The sequence below is a fragment of the Stutzerimonas stutzeri genome, assembly GCF_024448935.1.
Lineage (GTDB): Bacteria > Pseudomonadota > Gammaproteobacteria > Pseudomonadales > Pseudomonadaceae > Stutzerimonas > Stutzerimonas stutzeri_AO.
The window spans coordinates 22589-39830 of the sequence record NZ_JAMOIE010000044.1 but is presented as its reverse complement, the minus strand read 5'-3'; the positions used below and the strand labels follow the sequence as shown (position 1 = coordinate 39830).

Below are 17242 nucleotides of genomic sequence, written 5' to 3'. Positions count from 1 at the left end.
TTGCTAGCCGTCCATAGCTTGCAGCTTGCAGCTTGCAGCTTGCAGCTTGCAGCTGCCCTCTACCCTTGAACCTGAGCTTGTCGCCCCCATATAGCGGCACAAGCGCGGGTCGACGCCCGCTGACGTATCGATGAGGAGGACCGCATGGCCGACGAGCAAAACCTGGATAACCAGACCCCCGAAGAGAACGAGACCGCGCAAGCAGAGGTGACCGAGGATTTGGCTGGCCGCGTGCATTCTCTGGAAGAGCAGTTGGCCGCAGCCCAGGATCAGTCTCTGCGTGTGGCAGCCGAACTGCAGAACATCCGCCGTCGCGCCGAGCAAGATGTCCAGAAGGCGCATAAGTTTGCGTTGGAGAAATTCGCTGGAGACCTCCTGGCCGTCGCGGACAGCCTGGAGCGTGGCCTCGCGTTGTCGGACCCGGACGACGAAGCGGTCAAGCCGATGCGCGAAGGGGTCGAGCTAACGTTCAAGTTGTTGCTCGACACCCTGGCACGCCATCAGTTGGTACAGCTGGACCCGCAGGGAGAACCTTTCAATCCTGAGCATCACCAGGCCATGGCGATGGAGGAGAGCACCCACGCCGAGCCTGGCCGTGTGCTCAAGGTATTCCAGAAGGGCTACCTGCTCAACGGACGTCTGTTGCGCCCGGCGATGGTGGTCGTCAGCAAGGCACCGGCAGAAACCCCGCCCTCTATTGATGAAAAGGCTTGAATTCCGGCTGCTGACCCCCATCTCGTAGCCAAGCGTTTTTGTGTTACCCGCAGCCGGTAATCAGGCGCGGATCAATCAAAATTCGGAGAGAAGCACATGGGCAAGATTATCGGTATCGACCTGGGAACGACCAACTCCTGCGTCTCCATCCTTGAAAACGGCAAGGCCAAGGTGATCGAGAACGCCGAAGGCGGCCGCACCACGCCATCGATCATTGCGTATGCCAATGACGGTGAAATCCTGGTTGGCCAGTCCGCCAAGCGTCAGGCCGTGACCAACCCGCACAACACGCTGTACGCCGTGAAGCGACTGATCGGTCGTCGTTTCGATGAAGACGTCGTGCAGAAAGACATTCAGATGGTCCCCTACAAGATCGTCAAGGCGGATAACAATGACGCCTGGGTCGAGGTGAATGGCCAGAAGATGGCGCCGCCGCAGATCTCCGCTGAAATCCTGAAGAAGATGAAGAAGACTGCCGAGGACTATCTCGGTGAGCCGGTGACCGAAGCGGTGATCACCGTTCCGGCGTATTTCAACGACAGTCAGCGCCAGGCCACCAAGGACGCCGGTCGCATTGCCGGTCTGGACGTCAAGCGCATCATCAACGAGCCGACCGCGGCGGCGCTGGCCTATGGCATGGACAAGGCCAAGGGCGACCACACGGTCATCGTCTATGACCTCGGTGGCGGTACCTTCGACGTGTCGGTGATCGAGATCGCCGAAGTCGATGGTGAGCACCAGTTCGAAGTGCTGGCCACCAATGGCGACACCTTCCTCGGTGGTGAGGACTTCGACATTCGCCTGATCGACTACCTCGTCGACGAGTTCAAGAAAGAAACCGGCATGAACCTCAAGGGCGACCCGTTGGCCATGCAGCGCCTGAAGGAAGCTGCCGAGAAGGCCAAGATCGAGCTGTCCTCCAGCCAGCAGACTGACGTCAACCTGCCGTACATCACCGCGGACTCGACCGGTCCGAAGCATCTGAACGTGAAAATTTCCCGCGCCAAGCTGGAAGCGCTGGTCGAGGATCTGGTGCAGCGCACCATCGAGCCGTGCCGCATGGCGATGAAGGATGCCGGTATCGACGTGGCCAAGATCGACGACGTGATCCTGGTCGGCGGTCAGACCCGTATGCCGCTGGTGCAGCAGAAGGTCGCCGAGTTCTTCGGCAAGGAAGCGCGCAAGGATGTGAACCCGGATGAAGCTGTTGCCATGGGCGCTGCGATTCAAGGGGCCGTGCTGGCGGGTGACGTGAAAGACGTTCTGCTGCTCGACGTGTCGCCGCTGACCCTGGGCATCGAAACCATGGGCGGCGTGATGACTGCGCTGATCGAAAAGAACACCACCATCCCGACCAAGAAGTCGCAGGTGTTCTCGACGGCGGATGACAACCAGGGCGCGGTAACCATTCACGTGCTGCAGGGTGAGCGCAAGCAGGCGTCGCAGAACAAGTCCCTGGGCCGCTTCGATCTGGCTGATATTCCACCGGCTCCGCGTGGTGTACCACAGATCGAGGTGACGTTTGACATCGATGCCAACGGCATCCTGCACGTGTCAGCGAAAGACAAGGCCACCGGCAAGCATCAATCCATCGTGATCAAGGCCAACTCGGGTCTTTCCGAGGAGGAAATCCAGCAGATGGTGCGTGACGCCGAGGTCAATGCCGAGGAAGACCGCAAGTTCGAGGAGCTGGTGACCGTCCGCAACCAGGGCGATCAGCTGGTTCATGCGACCCGCAAGATGCTGACCGAAGCCGGCGACAAGGCCACCGAAGAAGACAAGGCCAACATCGAAAAAGCCATCGGCGAGCTGGAAGTTGCCATCAAGGGCGACAACAAGGCTGAAATCGAAGCCAAGATCGCGGCGGTCTCTCAGGCGTCCACGCCACTGGCGCAGAAGATGTATGCCGAGCAGCCTCAGGGCGGCGAAGGCGAGCAGACTGGCGACAGCGGACAGTCCGGTGACGACGTGGTCGATGCTGAGTTCGAAGAGGTCAAGGACAACAAGTAAGCCGCGGCTTAGACCTCCATGAGTGGAGAACGCGCAGAGGCCTGCATTCTGGCCCCTGCCTTTTGCTCCAGCCCGATGCGGTGATGCCGCGACGGGCTTGATCGCCGCGCGGGGGCTTGCTCCCGCGTCGGCGCGTCTGGAGGGTACGAATTTGAAGGTTCAGGAAACTTATGGCCAAACGTGACTATTACGAAGTGCTGGGTGTCGAGCGGGGCGCCAGCGAGGCGGAGCTGAAAAAGGCTTATCGTCGCCTCGCAATGAAGCATCATCCGGACCGTAATCCCGGGGACAAAGCCGCCGAAGATGCCTTCAAGGAAGCCAATGAGGCTTACGAGGTGTTGTCCGATGCGAGTAAACGTCAGGCCTATGACCAATACGGTCACGCCGGAGTCGATCCGCAAATGGGGGCTGGCGCGGGCGCGGCGTATGGTAACGCCAACTTCTCCGATATCTTCGGCGACGTGTTCAGCGATTTCTTCGCTGGCGGACGCGGCAGTTCGCGTGGCGGTGCTCAGCGCGGCAGTGATCTGCGCTACACCCTCGAGCTGGATCTGGAAGAGGCTGTGCGGGGCACCACGGTTACCATTCGAGTGCCGACGCTTGTCGAGTGCAAGACCTGTGACGGTTCCGGTGCCAAGAAGGGCACCAGCCCGGTGACCTGTACCACCTGTGGGGGTATCGGCCAGGTGCGCATGCAGCAAGGGTTCTTTTCGGTGCAGCAGACCTGTCCGCGCTGTCATGGTAGCGGCAAGATGATTTCAGATCCTTGCGGCAGCTGCCATGGACAAGGGCGCGTCGAAGAGCAGAAGACACTTTCGGTCAAGGTGCCGCCGGGCGTCGATACAGGCGACCGGATTCGTTTGTCGGGGGAGGGCGAGGCGGGCGCCCAGGGCGGTCCGGCTGGAGATCTTTATGTGGTGGTCAACGTCCGCGAGCACCCAATCTTTCAGCGTGACGGCAAGCACCTGTTTTGCGAGGTGCCGATCAGTTTCGCCGATGCGGCGCTGGGCGGCGAGCTGGAAGTGCCCACCCTCGACGGGCGGGTGAAGTTGAAAATTCCGGAAGGCACTCAGACCGGCAAGCAGTTCCGTTTGCGTGGTAAGGGTGTTGCCCCTGTGCGTGGCGGTGCCGCCGGCGATCTGCTGTGCCGGGTGGTGGTGGAGACGCCGGTTAACCTGGGCAAGCGCCAGCGCGAGATACTCGACGAGTTCCGCAAAACGTTGCAGAACGACAGCTCTCATTCGCCCAAAGCCAGCGGCTGGTTCGAAGGCGTGAAGCGATTTTTTGGCGATCTTTAACCCGGTGGCGAGCTGCAGGCGGCAGCCTTCCTGAGGGCGCCCTTGCAGCTTAAGGCTTCAGCTTGGAGCTGTTTTTATGCGACGTATTGCAGTAACGGGCGCCGCGGGGCGTATGGGCAAGACACTGGTCGAGGCTGTTCAGCAAACCGCTGGTGCCGCGGGCTTGACCGCCGCTATCGACCGGCCAGACAGCACCCTCGTGGGCGCTGATGCAGGCGAGCTGGCTGCTATCGGGCGGCTCGGCGTCCCGCTGATCGGTGAGGTGGCGAAGGTCGTCGACGAGTTCGATGTGCTGATCGATTTTACTCATCCTTCGGTCACGCTGAAGAACCTCGAAGTGTGCCGACGCGCCGGCAAGGCGATGGTGATCGGCACCACGGGTTTCTCGGTTGCAGAGAAGGAAAAACTGGCTGCTGCAGCACGGGATATCCCCATCGTGTTTGCCGCGAATTTCAGCGTCGGCGTCAACTTGTGCCTGAAGCTGCTTGATACGGCTGCGCGCGTGCTGGGCGACGAGGTCGATATCGAAATCATCGAGGCGCATCACCGCCACAAGGTCGACGCGCCATCGGGTACTGCGCTGCGCATGGGTGAAGTGGTCGCCGAAGCACTCGGTCGCGATCTGCAAAAGGTTGCGGTTTATGGCCGTGAAGGGCAGACGGGCGCCCGTGCGCGGGAGACGATCGGTTTTGCCACCGTGCGTGCGGGCGATGTGGTCGGCGACCATACGGTGCTGTTCGCTGCCGAGGGCGAACGCGTCGAGATCACCCACAAGGCGTCTAGCCGGATGACGTTCGCCAAGGGCGCGGTGCGTGCCGCGATGTGGCTGGAGCAGCAGCCGGCGGGGCTGTATGACATGCAGGATGTGCTTGGGTTGCGCTAATGAAGCGCTTCGCCCGGCGTTTTGGCTGATTGCGGCTGGACCTGAAAAGGCATTTTCTGTAAGCTTCCGGTTTTAGTGTGTCCACTAAAAGTTGCGCAGAAATGAATCAAATAAAAAGCGGGATGACCTTCACACGTCATCCCGCTTTTTTACAATCTGCGCCTGCTTCAGCCTTGATCTTTGGGAGGTCTCTTGACTAAGCCAGCCCTTACGCCAGCCATTTTGGCCCTGGCCGATGGCAGTATCTTTCGCGGCGAATCCATCGGCGCCGATGGGCAAACCATTGGTGAGGTGGTGTTCAATACCGCCATGACCGGCTATCAGGAAATCCTCACCGATCCTTCCTATGCCAAGCAAATCGTCACCCTGACCTACCCGCACGTTGGAAATACCGGCACAACCCCAGAAGACGCTGAATCCTGGAAGGTTTGGGCTGCCGGGCTGGTGATCCGCGACCTGCCACTTATGGCGAGCAGCTGGCGCGACAAGCAGTCTCTGCCGGATTACCTCAAGGCCAGCGGTGCGGTGGCCATCGCTGGCATCGATACCCGTCGCCTGACTCGCATCCTGCGCGAGAAGGGTGCCCAAGACGGCTGCATTCTGGCGGGTGCCGACGCGACTGAAGAAAAAGCGCTGGAGCTGGCGCGCAGCTTCCCGGGCCTCAAAGGCATGGACCTGGCCAAGGAAGTCAGCGTCAAGGAGCGCTACGAGTGGCGTTCTACGGTCTGGAACCTGCAGGATGACGGCCACGCCGAAATCCCGGCCAGTGAGCTGCCCTATCATGTGGTCGCCTTCGATTACGGCGTGAAGTACAACATTCTGCGCATGCTGGTCGCGCGCGGCTGCCGCGTCACTGTGCTGCCGGCCCAGACGCCCGCCAGCGAGGCGCTGGCGCTGAACCCGGACGGGGTGTTCCTGGCCAACGGTCCGGGCGATCCCGAGCCGTGCGACTATGCGATCAAGACGATCCAGGACGTGCTCGAAACCGAGCTTCCGGTGTTCGGCATCTGCCTGGGCCACCAGCTGCTGGCACTGGCTTCCGGTGCCAAGACCGTGAAGATGCCCAACGGCCATCACGGGGCCAACCATCCGGTGCAGGATTTGAAGACCGGTGTGGTGATGATCACCAGTCAGAACCACGGTTTCGCCGTGGACGAGGCGAGCCTGCCGGCCAACCTGCGCGCGACCCATAAGTCGCTGTTCGACGGCACCCTGCAGGGCATCGAGCGGACCGACAAGGTCGCTTTCAGCTTCCAGGGCCACCCGGAAGCCAGCCCGGGCCCGCACGACGTGGCGCCGCTGTTCGATCGCTTCATCGCGGCGATGGCCGCGCGGCGCTGAGGTCGACATGCTGCCGAGCCTGGGAATCACCGACCTCTGGACCTACGTGCTGGGGACGCTGTTCATCGTCCTGCTGCCGGGGCCCAACTCGCTGTTCGTGCTCGCCACCTCGGCGCAGCATGGCGTGGCGAGCGGCTACAAGGCGGCGAGCGCGGTGTTCCTGGGCGATGCGATCCTGATGTCCCTGTCGGCACTGGGGATCGCCTCGCTGCTGCAGGCCGTGCCGATGGTTTTCGTGGTGCTCAAGTACCTCGGCGCCGCCTACCTGTGCTACCTCGGGATCGGCATGCTGCGCGGTGCCTGGCGCAAGCTGCATGCCCCGGAGGTCGCCGCGCAGGCGCTCGAGGCACACGCGGCGGTGAGCAACCCGTTCGGCCGGGCGCTGTTCCTCAGCCTGTCCAACCCGAAGGCGATCCTCTTTTTCATCTCCTTCTTCATCCAGTTCGTCGATCCGGGATATGCCTATCCCGGGTTGTCATTCCTGGTGCTGGGAACCATCCTCGAAGCGATCAGCTTCCTGTACCTGAGTTTCCTGATTTTTTGCGGCGTGCGCCTGGCCGATTGGTTCCGCCGGCGCCAACGCCTGGCGGTCGGAGCCACCTCCGGCGTAGGCGCCATGTTTGTCGGTTTCGGCATCAAGCTGGCCGGCGCGACCTTGACCTGAATTTGTTAAGCACGAGAGTCCCATGCCCAAGCGTACAGACATAAAGAGCATCCTGATCCTCGGTGCCGGCCCCATCGTCATCGGCCAGGCCTGCGAGTTCGACTATTCCGGCGCCCAGGCGTGCAAGGCGCTGCGCGAAGAAGGGTTTCGGGTCATTCTGGTGAACTCCAACCCGGCCACCATCATGACCGACCCGGCCATGGCCGACGCCACTTACATCGAGCCGATCAAGTGGGCCACCGTGGCCAAGATCATCGAGAAGGAGCGTCCCGACGCGCTGCTGCCGACCATGGGCGGCCAGACCGCGCTGAACTGCGCGCTGGACCTGGAGAAGCACGGCGTGCTGGAGAAGTTCGGCGTCGAGATGATCGGTGCCAATGCCGACACCATCGACAAGGCCGAAGACCGCTCACGCTTCGACAAGGCGATGAAGAACATTGGCCTGGCGTGTCCGGTCTCCGGCATCGCGCACAACATGGACGAAGCCTACGGCGTCCTCGAGAAAGTCGGCTTCCCTTGCATCATCCGCCCTTCGTTCACCATGGGTGGCACCGGCGGCGGTATCGCCTACAACCGTGAAGAGTTCGAGGAGATCTGCGCCCGCGGTCTCGACCTGTCGCCGACCAGCGAACTGCTGATCGACGAGTCGCTGATCGGGTGGAAGGAATACGAGATGGAGGTGGTCCGCGACAAGAAGGACAATTGCATCATCGTCTGCGCCATCGAGAACTTCGACCCGATGGGCGTGCACACCGGCGACTCCATCACCGTGGCCCCGGCGCAGACCCTGACCGACAAGGAATACCAGATCATGCGCAACGCCTCGCTGGCGGTGCTGCGCGAGATCGGCGTGGAAACCGGCGGCTCCAACGTGCAGTTCGGCATCTGCCCGAACACCGGCCGGATGGTGGTGATCGAGATGAACCCGCGCGTGTCGCGTTCGTCGGCGCTGGCTTCCAAGGCCACCGGCTTCCCGATCGCCAAGATCGCGGCGAAGCTGGCTGTGGGCTACACCCTCGACGAACTGTCCAACGACATCACCGGTGGTCGCACCCCGGCATCGTTCGAGCCGGCCATCGACTACGTCGTCACCAAGATCCCGCGCTTTGCCTTCGAGAAATTCCCCAAGGCCGATGCGCGTCTGACCACCCAGATGAAGTCTGTCGGTGAAGTCATGGCTATCGGTCGTACCTTCCAGGAATCCGTACAGAAAGCATTGCGCGGTCTGGAGGTGGGTGTATCCGGCTTCGATCCGAAGCTCGATCTGGCTGACCCCGAAAGCGAGGGCGCGCTCAAGCGCGAGCTTACCGTGCCGGGCGCCGATCGCATCTGGTATCTGGCCGACGCTTTCCGCGCCGGAAAGTCGGTTGCCGAAGTCTTCGATCTGACTCGGATCGATGAGTGGTTCCTGGTGCAGATCGAGGATCTGATCAAGGAGGAGGAACGGATCAAGACCATGGGCTTGTCCAGCATCGATCATGATGTGATGTACAGGCTCAAGCGCAAGGGCTTCTCCGACGCGCGTCTGGCGAAATTGCTTGGCGTCACCGAGAAGAATTTGCGCAATCATCGTCACAAACTCAAGGTCTTGCCGGTCTACAAGCGGGTCGATACGTGCGCCGCGGAATTTGCCACCGACACCGCCTACATGTATTCGACCTACGAGCAAGAGTGCGAGGCCAACCCGTCCAGTCGCGACAAGATCATGATCCTCGGTGGCGGTCCGAACCGTATCGGGCAAGGCATCGAGTTCGACTACTGCTGCGTGCATGCGGCGCTGGCCATGCGTGAAGACGGTTACGAAACCATCATGGTCAACTGCAACCCGGAGACCGTTTCCACTGATTACGACACGTCGGATCGTCTATACTTCGAGCCGGTAACCCTGGAAGATGTGCTGGAAATCGTCCGTGTTGAGCAGCCTAAGGGCGTGATTGTGCAGTATGGCGGCCAGACTCCGCTGAAACTGGCTCGTGCTCTGGAAGAAGCGGGTGTACCAATCATCGGTACCAGTCCTGACTCCATCGACCGGGCCGAAGATCGCGAGCGCTTCCAGCAGATGGTCGAGCGCCTGAACCTGCGCCAGCCGCCCAACGCGACCGCCCGTAGCGAAGAAGAGGCGCTCGCCGCCTCGAAAGTGATCGGTTATCCGCTGGTGGTGCGCCCGTCCTACGTGCTGGGCGGTAGGGCGATGGAAATTGTCTACCAGGAAGAAGAACTCAAGCGCTACATGCGCGAAGCGGTGAAGGTGTCGAACGACAGCCCGGTGCTGCTCGACCACTTCCTTAACTGCGCCATCGAAGTTGATATCGACGCGGTGTGCGACGGCAAACATGTGGTAATCGGCGCGATCATGCAGCACATCGAGCAGGCTGGCGTGCACTCGGGCGACTCTGCCTGTTCCTTGCCGCCTTACTCGTTGCCGGCGCATATCCAGGATGAGATCCGCGATCAGGTCAAGAAGATGGCCCTCGAGCTCGGTGTGGTCGGCTTGATGAATGTGCAAATGGCCGTTCAGGGCGAAGACATCTTCGTGATCGAAGTGAACCCGCGTGCGTCACGTACCGTTCCCTTTGTATCGAAGTGCATCGGCGTGTCGCTGGCAATGATTGCTGCTCGCGTCATGGCGGGCAAAACACTGGCGGAAGTTGGCATGACCGAAGAGATCATCCCGAACTTCTACAGTGTCAAGGAAGCAGTATTCCCCTTCTCCAAGTTTCCCGGCGTCGATCCGATTCTCGGCCCGGAAATGAAATCCACCGGTGAAGTGATGGGTGTCGGCGACAGCTTCGCCGAAGCTTTCGCCAAGGCGCAGCTAGGTGCGAGTGAAATTCTGCCCAATGGCGGCTGCGCCTTCATCAGCGTGCGTGACGATGACAAGCCGCACGTGGCCCAGGTCGCGCGGGATCTGATCGAGCTCGGTTTCGAAGTGGTCGGTACAGCGGGTACGGCCAAGCTCATCGAGGCGGCCGGCTTGCCGGTGCGTCGGGTCAACAAGGTAACCGAGGGTCGCCCGCACGTTGTCGACATGATCAAGAATGACGAGGTCACTCTGATCATCAATACTACCGAGGGGCGGCAGTCCATCGCCGACTCTTATTCAATCCGTCGTAACGCTCTGCAGCACAAGATCTGCTGCACCACCACCCTGGCTGGTGGGCAGGCAATCTGTGAGGCGTTGAAGTTCGGTCCTGAGAAGACCGTGCGCCGCTTGCAGGATCTCCATGCAGGAATCAAGGCATGACTAAATATCCAATGACTGTCCAGGGCGCACGCGCCCTGGAGGACGAACTCAAGCATTTGAAAACCGAACTGCGCCCGCAGATTACGCAGGCCATTGCCGAGGCGCGTGAGCTCGGGGATCTGAAGGAAAACGCCGAATACCACGCGGCGCGTGAACAGCAAGGCATGGTCGAGGCGCGTATTCGCGACATCGAGGGCCGTCTGCAGAACGCCCAGGTGATCGACGTGGCGACTATCCCGCACACGGGTAAGGTCATCTTCGGGACAACCGTGGAAATCGCCAACGTAGCAACGGATGAGGCGGTGACCTATCAGATCGTGGGTGACGACGAGGCCGACATCAAGCGTGGCAAGCTTTCGGTCAGTTCGCCTATCGCCCGAGCCTTGGTAGGCAAGGAGGAAGGGGACGTGGTGGCGGTGAAAACGCCCGGCGGCCTGATCGAATATGAGATCGTCGAGGTCCGACATTTCTCCTGACCGGCCAATGCGCGCCGGCGCGATCAGCTGGCTGCTGGCTCAGACATTCTGGGTCGGCGGGCTATGGCTTCTGCAGTTCGTAATGCTGCCGGCGCTGGCCAAGATTGGCCTGGCGCCGCTGCTCATCGAGGAGATTGCGGGCAGCCTGCAACCCTTGCTGGTGGGCTTCGCTGCGTTCTGTGTGCTGCTGCAAGCGCTGGTGCTGGTCCAGCTCTTTGGACTTCGCAGTCTTTGGCGTGATCTGCGAGGGCAGGTGTTGCTCGCTGTACTGCTGCTTGCGGGGAGCCATTTTGCGGCGCGCGCCGGCGTTATCGAATCACCGTACTGGTTGATGTTCAGTTATCTGGCGATGGGGTTGTGCGGGTTGATCCTGGTGCTGCAAGTCGCTCCCGGACGGGAGCGCTAGCAGGAGTACGGCGGCCGAAGAATGGCTCAGCCCTGAAAGCGATGCACGTTGGACAGTTGCTTGTTCACCTTGGGGTTCTTGCGGTAAATCAGCGCCATCTTGCCGATGGACTGGACCAATTCGCAGCCACCGATTTTGCAGAGCTCTTCGGTCACGGCACGCCGATCGTCGCGTTCGCTGATTCGCAGCTGTACCTTGATCAGTTCGTGATCGCTCAAGGCACGCTCCAGTTCAGCCTGAACGCCATCGGTCAGGCCGTTCTCCGAGACGATCAATACAGGCTTCAGGTGATGGCCGATGGATTTGTACTGTTTCTTCTGCTCGTTAGTGAGCGGCATAATTCGACCCTTGCGTCAGAACCCTGGAAAACCCGGCTAGTGTAACTGACACGCTCTGAGCCGCACAGATGAGGTAACAGCTTGGCACGCTCCAAGACCAGCCCGCGTTGGCTGAAAGAACATTTCGACGATCCCTATGTAAAGATGGCGCAGCGTGATGGCTATCGGTCCCGGGCCAGCTACAAGCTGCTCGAGATTCAGGAAAAGGATCGTATCCTGCGGCCAGGCATGACCGTCGTCGATCTCGGCGCGGCGCCGGGAGGCTGGTCGCAGGTCACCAGCCGAGTGATCGGCGATCGTGGGCGGCTGATCGCTTCCGACATTCTGCCCATGGACAGCATCGCCGACGTCACCTTCGTGCTTGGCGATTTTACTGAGGACGAAGTGTTCGCCGAGATCCTTCAGGCCATCGGTGAAACCCAAGTAGACCTTGTGATTTCCGATATGGCCCCCAATATGAGTGGAGTGAAGGTGGCCGACCAGGCGCGCGCGATGTTTCTTTGCGAGCTCGCGCTGGATCTGGCCATGCGGGTGTTGCGCCCAGGTGGCGATTTTCTGATCAAGATCTTTCAGGGGGATGGTTTCGACGCCTATCTGAAGGATGTCAGACAGAATTTCGACAAGCTACAGATGCGCAAACCCTTGTCCTCGAGGGACCGCTCGCGGGAACAGTATTTGCTGGCGCGCGGTTATCGGGGTGATGGCAACAAGATGCAGGCGCTGCGGTCTTAACCGCGTGGGACTGGAATTATTCTGGCACATGCCACCCGTGAAATACGGGCATGGTTCATATCGGGTTACAGACCGAGCTGCCTGTTCAGCTACGTTGTGTAGTAAGTTAGGCCGAGAACGAACCATCGGCCGTCATGCAGGCTTCCGACAACACGCCTGCTCTAGAGGGTAGTGAATTGAACGACATGGCAAAAAACCTGGTTTTGTGGTTGATCATTGCCGCTGTCCTGGTGACGGTGATGAACAACTTTTCCAGCCCTACCGAGCCGCAGACGCTCAACTATTCGGATTTCATCGAGCAGGTCAAAGAAGGCCAGGTCGAGCGCGTGACTGTTGACGGTTTCGTCATTACCGGAAAGCGCAGTGACGGCGAGACCTTTAAAACGATCCGTCCGGCGATTCAGGACAATGGTTTGATCGGTGACCTCATCAACAACGATGTGGTGATCGAAGGCAAGCAGCCTGAGCAGCAGAGCATCTGGACGCAGCTGTTGGTGGCGAGCTTCCCGATTCTGGTGATCATTGCGGTCTTCATGTTTTTCATGCGTCAGATGCAAGGCGGTGCTGGCGGCAAGGGCGGCCCGATGAGCTTTGGCAAGAGCAAGGCTCGGCTGCTGTCGGAAGACCAGGTCAAGACGACGTTTGCTGATGTCGCGGGTTGTGACGAGGCCAAGGAAGAAGTTACCGAGCTGGTCGAATTCCTGCGTGATCCAGGCAAGTTTCAACGGCTTGGGGGGCGTATTCCACGCGGTGTGCTGATGGTCGGTTCACCGGGTACGGGTAAGACGCTGTTGGCTAAAGCGGTTGCAGGTGAGGCCAAGGTTCCATTCTTTACGATCTCCGGTTCCGATTTCGTTGAAATGTTCGTCGGTGTGGGTGCCAGCCGTGTGCGCGACATGTTCGAGCAAGCCAAGAAGCACGCGCCGTGCATCATTTTCATCGACGAGATTGACGCCGTGGGGCGCCATCGTGGCGCAGGTCTCGGCGGCGGTCACGATGAACGGGAGCAGACATTGAACCAGTTGCTGGTCGAAATGGACGGTTTCGAGGCGAATGACGGCATCATCGTCATCGCTGCCACCAACCGGCCGGATGTCCTCGACCCAGCCCTGCTTCGCCCCGGCCGTTTCGACCGTCAGGTGGTTGTTGGGCTGCCCGATATTCGTGGTCGCGAACAGATCCTCAAAGTTCACATGCGCAAGGTTCCGCTTGGCGACAGTGTCGAGCCGGCTTTGATTGCGCGTGGAACACCCGGATTTTCAGGCGCCGACCTGGCCAATCTGGTCAACGAGGCATCGTTGTTTGCTGCGCGCGCCGGCAAGCGTGTGGTTGAAATGAAAGAGTTCGAGCTGGCCAAGGACAAGATCATGATGGGCGCTGAGCGCAAGTCGATGGTCATGTCCGAGAAGGAACGGCTCAATACGGCTTACCACGAGGCGGGTCATGCCATCGTTGGGCGCGTCGTTCCGGAGCACGATCCGGTCTATAAGGTATCGATCATTCCCCGCGGCAGAGCATTGGGAGTGACGATGTTCCTGCCGGAGGAAGATCGCTACAGCCTTTCCAAGCGCGCCTTGATCAGTCAGATCTGTTCGCTGTTCGGGGGGCGGATCGCAGAGGAAATGACGCTCGGCTTTGAAGGTGTTACGACCGGCGCGTCCAATGACATCATGCGCGCTACCCAGCTGGCTCGTAACATGGTTACCAAGTGGGGCTTGTCCGAAAAGTTGGGCCCGCTGATGTATGCGGAGGAAGAGGGTGAAGTTTTCCTGGGTCGCAGTGCGGGTAGCCAGCACACCAATGTGTCCGGTGACACTGCGAAGCTGATCGATCTGGAAGTGCGCAGCATCATCGATCAGTGTTACGGCACGGCCAGGCAGATCCTCGCCGACAACCGTGACAAGCTTGATGTGATGGCTGAGACGCTGATGAAGTACGAGACCATCGACGCTGATCAGATTGATGACATCATGGCTGGTCGGATTCCGCGGGAGCCGCGTGACTGGCAGGACGGCTCCGGTCCAACCGGAACGCCCATTCAGCCTGAAGGCGGCCGCCCACAGACACCGATTGGTGGTCCAGCTGGCGAGCACTAAGCTGGGGCTGCGTTAGATGAGCGAAAAGCCGTACTCAACCCGGCTGTCCTGTGGCAGCCGGGTTCTTGATTTGTCGCGCCCGCATGTCATGGGTATTCTGAACGTCACACCCGATTCGTTCTCCGATGGCGGTCAGCATGCGGGTATCGATGCTGCGCTGCGGCACGCCGCCTCGATGGTGGCAGCGGGGGCGACGTTGGTCGACGTAGGTGGGGAGTCGACTCGCCCGGGTGCGGGCATTGTTTCGCCAATCGAAGAGCTTGAGCGTGTTGCGCCTGTGGTGGAGGCGATTGCTCGCGAGCTTGACGTGATTATTTCGGTGGACACTTCGACACCTGCCGTGATTCGCGAGACGGCCAGACTGGGTGCGGGTTTAATCAATGATGTCCGTTCGCTGTCTCGTGACGGGGCCCTGGATGCGGCGGCAGACAGCGGGCTACCAGTGTGCCTGATGCATATGCGGGGTGAGCCTGGCGATATGCAGAACGATCCTCGCTATGACGATGTCACCAGCGAGGTCGTGAGCTTCTTGCGTGGGCGCATGGAGCTTTGCGTGGCTGCCGGCATCCCTGACGACCGGATTGTGCTCGATCCGGGGTTCGGCTTCGCCAAGACCCTCTCCCACAATCTGCATCTGTTCAACAAGCTGGAACGGCTCCATGTGTTGGGGCGGCCGTTGCTTGTTGGCGTTTCCCGCAAGAGTATGGTCGGCCAGGTCTTGCAGCGCGACGTGGCGCACCGTCTATATGGAAGTTTGGCGCTTGCAACGCTGGCCGTTGTGAAGGGTGCGGGCATCCTCCGGGTGCATGATGTGGCTGAAACGGTTGATGTGGTTCGAATGATTGCGGCAGTGCAAGCGGCAGAATAGGGATCAATTTATGGGTAGAAAGTACTTCGGCACCGATGGCATTCGGGGTCATGTCGGGCAATTTCCGATCACGCCGGAATTTATGCTGAGGCTTGGTTGGGCGGCGGGTATGGCATTTCGTAAGCACGGGAAATGTCGCATTCTGATCGGCAAAGACACGCGGATATCCGGATACATGTTCGAATCTGCGCTGCAGGCTGGACTGTCTGCCGCAGGCGCCGATGTACTGCTGCTAGGGCCCATGCCTACCCCGGCAGTTGCGTATCTGACGCGCACCTTCCATGCCGACGCCGGCATCGTAATCAGTGCCTCGCATAACCCTCATCACGATAATGGAATCAAGTTCTTCTCCGGGTGCGGAACGAAACTGCCTGATGAAGTTGAGCTGATGATCGAGGAGCTGCTCGACACGCCGATGACGGTGGTGGATTCGGTGCAGCTCGGTAAAGCTTCACGAATAAACGATGCAGCGGGGCGCTATATCGAATTCTGTAAAAGCAGCGTGCCGACCAGTACGGATTTCAGTGGTATGAAGATCGTGCTCGATTGCGCTCACGGAGCGACTTATAAGGTGGCGCCCAGTGTCTTCCGGGAACTTGGCGCCGAAGTGGTGGTTATCGCTGCTCAGCCAGATGGGTTGAATATCAACGCTGATGTGGGGTCCACTCACGTGGCCCAGCTACAGAGGGCGGTGACCGAGCAGGGTGCAGACCTTGGTATCGCCTTCGATGGCGACGGCGACCGCGTGATGATGGTCGATCATACCGGGGTTCAAGTAGATGGTGATGAGCTGCTTTACATCATCGCCACCGACCTGCAGGACCGCGACTGCCTGGTAGGAGGCGTTGTCGGGACATTGATGAGCAACCTCGGTTTGGAGCTGGCGCTCAAGGCGCGTGATATTCCCTTCGTTCGCGCCAAAGTCGGGGATCGTTATGTGATGGCGGAAATGCTCGAGCGCGACTGGGCGCTCGGTGGCGAAAACTCAGGTCACATTGTCTGCGCGCAGCATGCCACCACGGGTGATGCCATTATCGCCGCGCTCCAGGTTGTGCTCGCTTTGAAACGTCGCGGGCGCAGCCTGGCACAGGAGCGTCTGGCTTGGAATAAATGCCCCCAGGTGTTGATAAATGTTCGGTTCCGCGGTGATCTGGACCCGATTGCACATCCCCAGGTTCAGGCAGTCTGTGACAGTGTTACCGAGCGGATGGCAGGGCGGGGGCGCGTGCTGTTGCGTAAGTCCGGGACCGAGCCTTTGGTGCGGGTGATGGTCGAAGGCGATGATGAAAGTCAGGTTCGCTGTTACGCTGAGGAACTGGCGAACGCTGTAACGCAAGTTTGTGCATGATTGCTGCTTGCCAGAGGTGTTTTCGTTGAGTACCATCTGCGCCCACTTTGACCGACGAGGTAAAGCATGCGTCGCCCACTGGTAGCTGGTAACTGGAAAATGAACGGTACCCGCGCCAGCGTCGCAGAGCTGATCGAGGCGCTTCGCCAACAGGGCATGCCTGAAAGGGTCGAGGTGGTGGTGTTTCCGACGACTGTACATTTGGTGCAGGTTGTGGTCGGCCTGGAAGGCACGGCAATTGCCGTAGGTGCTCAGGACTGTGCGGTGGATGCTGGCTTTGGTGCGCTGACGGGCGAGGAGTCCGCCTCTCAGCTGGCTGACGCGGGTTCCAGTTGGGTGTTGGTTGGTCACTCCGAGCGACGCCTGATTTTGGGTGAAAGTGACGAGGTGGTAAGCAAAAAGTTTGCAGCAGCATTGGCGTGCGGCATGACGCCGGTGCTGTGTCTGGGCGAGACGCTGGAGCAGCGCCAAGCCGGGCAGACGCTTGAAGTGGTTGAGCGTCAGCTGGGTTGCATTTTGGCTGATGCCGGGGTTTCCGCTTTTGAGAGGGCGGTTGTGGCGTACGAGCCGGTCTGGGCGATAGGTACCGGGCTGACGGCGACGCCGCTACAGGCTCAGGAAGTACATTCGGCTATCCGAGAGCAGCTGTCCCGTGAGGATCAACGTGTCGCCGAAGGCGTGCGGCTCCTGTACGGAGGCAGTGTAAAGGCGGAAAATGCTGCTGAGCTTTTTGGCATGCCGGATATCGATGGGGGGCTTATCGGTGGCGCCTCTCTGAAAGCGAATGATTTCGGTGCGATCTGTCGTGCCGCAGGGAACTGATC

The 17242-nt window shown here is 60.1% G+C and carries 15 protein-coding genes; 14 read left to right on the top strand and 1 reads right to left on the bottom strand.

Annotated features, from left to right (window positions below; translation table 11 throughout):
• Positions 1–144: 144 nt before the first annotated feature.
• From grpE to NA637_RS13780, 9 genes are all read left to right on the top strand, one after another.
• Positions 145–714, top strand: a complete 570-nt coding sequence (gene grpE / locus NA637_RS13820) for a nucleotide exchange factor GrpE (RefSeq protein WP_256073007.1) — start codon at positions 145–147, stop codon at positions 712–714.
• A 96-nt stretch (positions 715–810) separates the two neighbouring features.
• Complete coding sequence (gene dnaK / locus NA637_RS13815) at positions 811–2724, top strand: molecular chaperone DnaK (protein ID WP_256073006.1); 1914 nt, start codon at positions 811–813, stop codon at positions 2722–2724.
• A gap of 170 nt (positions 2725–2894) precedes the next feature.
• Entirely contained in the window at positions 2895–4022 is a 1128-nt protein-coding gene (dnaJ, locus tag NA637_RS13810) for a molecular chaperone DnaJ (RefSeq protein ID WP_256073005.1), read from the top strand.
• A 76-nt stretch (positions 4023–4098) separates the two neighbouring features.
• Positions 4099–4905: a 4-hydroxy-tetrahydrodipicolinate reductase gene (gene dapB, locus NA637_RS13805; RefSeq protein ID WP_256073004.1), complete on the top strand. Its 807-nt coding sequence runs from the start codon at positions 4099–4101 to the stop codon at positions 4903–4905.
• A gap of 192 nt (positions 4906–5097) precedes the next feature.
• On the top strand, positions 5098–6246 hold the full coding sequence (gene carA, locus NA637_RS13800) for a glutamine-hydrolyzing carbamoyl-phosphate synthase small subunit (RefSeq protein ID WP_256072998.1): 1149 nt from the start codon (positions 5098–5100) through the stop codon (positions 6244–6246).
• 10 nt (positions 6247–6256) lie between these two features.
• Positions 6257–6910, top strand: coding sequence for a leucine efflux protein LeuE (gene leuE, locus NA637_RS13795; protein ID WP_256073009.1), 654 nt, complete (start codon positions 6257–6259; stop codon positions 6908–6910).
• A gap of 22 nt (positions 6911–6932) precedes the next feature.
• The gene (gene carB / locus NA637_RS13790; RefSeq protein ID WP_256072987.1) at positions 6933–10154 is read left to right on the top strand and encodes a carbamoyl-phosphate synthase large subunit; all 3222 of its coding nucleotides are present in this window, start codon (positions 6933–6935) and stop codon (positions 10152–10154) included.
• Positions 10151–10630, top strand: a complete 480-nt coding sequence (gene greA / locus NA637_RS13785) for a transcription elongation factor GreA (RefSeq protein WP_256072981.1) — start codon at positions 10151–10153, stop codon at positions 10628–10630. The genes carB and greA overlap by 4 nt, the downstream gene beginning before the upstream one ends.
• 7 nt (positions 10631–10637) lie before the next feature.
• Positions 10638–11036, top strand: a complete 399-nt coding sequence (locus NA637_RS13780) for a DUF4149 domain-containing protein (protein WP_256072979.1) — start codon at positions 10638–10640, stop codon at positions 11034–11036.
• 26 nt (positions 11037–11062) lie between these two features.
• Here NA637_RS13780 and NA637_RS13775 read toward each other — a convergent pair whose 3' ends face one another.
• Entirely contained in the window at positions 11063–11374 is a 312-nt protein-coding gene (locus NA637_RS13775; protein ID WP_256072977.1) for a YhbY family RNA-binding protein, read from the bottom strand.
• Positions 11375–11455: 81 nt separating this feature from the next.
• Here NA637_RS13775 and rlmE point away from each other — a divergent pair, with 81 nt between their 5' ends.
• The 5 genes from rlmE to tpiA all read left to right on the top strand — a co-directional run bounded on the left by rlmE (position 11456) and on the right by tpiA (position 17240).
• Positions 11456–12106, top strand: a complete 651-nt coding sequence (gene rlmE / locus NA637_RS13770; protein ID WP_256072975.1) for a 23S rRNA (uridine(2552)-2'-O)-methyltransferase RlmE — start codon at positions 11456–11458, stop codon at positions 12104–12106.
• Positions 12107–12282: 176 nt separating this feature from the next.
• The gene (ftsH, locus tag NA637_RS13765; RefSeq protein WP_272889037.1) at positions 12283–14202 is read left to right on the top strand and encodes an ATP-dependent zinc metalloprotease FtsH; all 1920 of its coding nucleotides are present in this window, start codon (positions 12283–12285) and stop codon (positions 14200–14202) included.
• A 16-nt stretch (positions 14203–14218) separates the two neighbouring features.
• Complete coding sequence (folP, locus tag NA637_RS13760; RefSeq protein ID WP_256072974.1) at positions 14219–15070, top strand: dihydropteroate synthase; 852 nt, start codon at positions 14219–14221, stop codon at positions 15068–15070.
• A 10-nt stretch (positions 15071–15080) separates the two neighbouring features.
• Complete coding sequence (glmM, locus tag NA637_RS13755; RefSeq protein ID WP_256072972.1) at positions 15081–16418, top strand: phosphoglucosamine mutase; 1338 nt, start codon at positions 15081–15083, stop codon at positions 16416–16418.
• Between the two features lie 66 nt (positions 16419–16484).
• Positions 16485–17240 carry a triose-phosphate isomerase gene (gene tpiA / locus NA637_RS13750; RefSeq protein ID WP_256072971.1) on the top strand — a complete coding sequence of 252 codons (756 nt, stop codon included), beginning with the start codon at positions 16485–16487 and terminating at the stop codon, positions 17238–17240.
• Positions 17241–17242: the final 2 nt, after the last annotated feature.